Here is a 2,118-nt window from a genome sequence, read left to right as displayed (position 1 = left end):
CACACGATCTTCAGGACTGATCACCAGTGCAGATGACGGCATACACCATCATCTCACACTGTAAACTAATTAATGACGCACGACACTAGCAACCGACCAACCGATCGGCGCGTCCATTTACCCGTGTAGCCGGTCGCTGCGTCGTGCCATAAGTGCACACCGCCATGGAGGTAATACACCCCTGTTCGCGCAGAAGATAACTCGCAGTCGCTAAGGCTAAATGTGTTGTTGTGAGACCAAAAAAAGTCACCGAAGGCTGCCGGATGACCGCCAGCCATTAGCGCCCAATAACTGACCAGGTCGTAGTTAAGCGTGAATACTGCTTGATACGATCTCATCTCGTCCGATACCTGACGCAAAGCATCGCTGGGCAGTAGTTCCCACGGAATGTGTACTTCCCGTACAGCCGTTACGAGCTGGTGTTGGACATGCTGATACAACCCTTTCACCATCGCGGTGGGTCGCCCCAACGCTGCCAACGTGCGTTCCGCGTGCCAAAGAGCCTCCAGCACGACCTCGAAGTTCACCGTTCCGAAGTCGTCAAATAGGGCGCGTGCGGGCTGACTAAGACTGGCCTTCGCTAGTAGACGACTGTAAGAAAAATTTGGCCAAACGTTGATACTCATACCGTTGCCAACCAACAAGGTCGGCCAGGTGAAATTGCTCAACCTGTCCCAGGTGCGAAGGCGGTCTGGCATCACATTGAGCCTATGCGCTCGGCTTCAATCCCTCGAAGACGACGGGGATCAACTCCCCCAGCAACTTTGATGACAGCTCCGGGTTGTTGAGAATCTGCGTCGAAAGGTCCTCGGAGGACGCCATCGCCCCGATGACGGCGGCGACGAACTCGTTCTGCAGGTCGGGGCTGGCGGAGAACTGCGCAAGGGTGTTGTGCTCGGCCTGCTGCTGCAGGGTCTCGCTTTCCTCGAGCCGGTCTTTGATGTGGGTGACGACGTTTCGGACGCTCGAGTCTGGGTGCTCCCCGGAGAACAGGTCGTTGATCTGGGCGATGACCTGTTCCAGCGCGACCAGTTCGGGGTCGCGGGCGGTGCCTGTCCCTCCGGCTTTGGCCGGTTCCAGCTCGACACCCCCGGAGAGCTTGCTGTCCGTGGAATGTCCGGCGCGCTGCGCCAGATAATCGAAGTCGACGCCGGATAGGTCGATGTCTTGGTGGAGTTGCTCGTCGGCGATGACGGGTGCGAGATGCCGCAAGTAGATCGAAAGCTTTTCGATAGCAGGGTCTTCGTAGTTGACGATCTGGGACAGGAAGTCGTACTGGCGTAGGAACGTGCCGACATCCTTGCGGAAAATCTCCAACTCCTCCAGTGCCACACTGTCGCCGTGGTCGCGAGCATGACGTTCCCGGTCTCGGAAGACGTCTCTTGCTGGCCTGACCCACTTGTTGAGTGCCTCGTGCCCCTTGCCCGGCTGCTTCGCGTGCTTGAGGTAGTCGGCGACCAGACCGTTGACCTCCGATTCTTGGTAGATCCCGGCAGAGTCGAGCTTGTTCATGGTCTGGTGCACGATGTTGGGGTCGGTGACGTCAGCCAGCGTGGTCGCGTCGTAGTAGGGCTCAAACGCCTCCACGATCTCCTCGGAGCTGTTGGCGAAGTCCAGAACGAAGGTTTGATCCTTGCCCGGCGCGGTCCGGTTGAGCCGAGACAGCGTCTGGACCGCCGCGACCCCCGATAGCCGTTTGTCGACGTACATCGCCACCAGCAGTGGTTGGTCGAAGCCGGTTTGAAATTTGTTGGCCACCAACATCACCTGGTATTCGTCGGTGGCGAACGCATCGCGCAGATCGCGGCCCTTCAGGCCGGGGTTCATGAGGGCAGATGTTTCTGTGACCTTCTCCAGCCCAGAGTCGAGGTCGGTCACTTCTCCCGAGAACGCCACGAGCGCGGCAATGTCGGTGTACTTCTTCTCGTCGATGTACTTGTCGAACGCCACCTTGTAGCGCACTGCTGCCTTGCGCGAGGAGGTGACCACCATGGCCTTGGCTTTGCTGTCGAGCCGCCAGGCCACGTTGTCGCGGAAGTGCTCGATGATGAGCAATGATCAGAACCTGTGGATCCCGGGCGGGCGTGCCTTCCCGGAAGATGATCTGCAAGGAATCCG

At 58.6% G+C, this 2,118-nt stretch carries 2 protein-coding genes; both read right to left on the bottom strand.

Features of this window, described 5'->3' with window-relative positions; all coding sequences use genetic code 11:
- Window positions 1–65: 65 nt before the first annotated feature.
- Window positions 66–698, bottom strand: a complete 633-nt coding sequence (locus tag MSZK_RS16780; RefSeq protein WP_099249760.1) for a DUF4917 family protein — start codon at window positions 696–698, stop codon at window positions 66–68.
- A 10-nt stretch (window positions 699–708) separates the two neighbouring features.
- Window positions 709–2,055, bottom strand: a complete 1,347-nt coding sequence (locus MSZK_RS16775) for a hypothetical protein (RefSeq protein ID WP_371411350.1) — start codon at window positions 2,053–2,055, stop codon at window positions 709–711.
- Window positions 2,056–2,118 lie beyond the last annotated feature (63 nt).

Origin of the sequence: Mycobacterium sp. shizuoka-1, assembly GCF_002723835.1 — a bacterium.
GTDB lineage: Bacteria > Actinomycetota > Actinomycetes > Mycobacteriales > Mycobacteriaceae > Mycobacterium.
The sequence above is the reverse complement of the archived record's forward strand: the minus strand, read 5'-3'. Positions and strand labels throughout refer to the sequence as shown.

Excerpts from the sequence above, each read along its gene's own strand:
- MSZK_RS16780 (WP_099249760.1), bottom strand. The coding sequence starts at position 698 with ATGCCAGACCGCCTTCGCACCTGGGACAGGTTGAGCAATTTCACCTGG.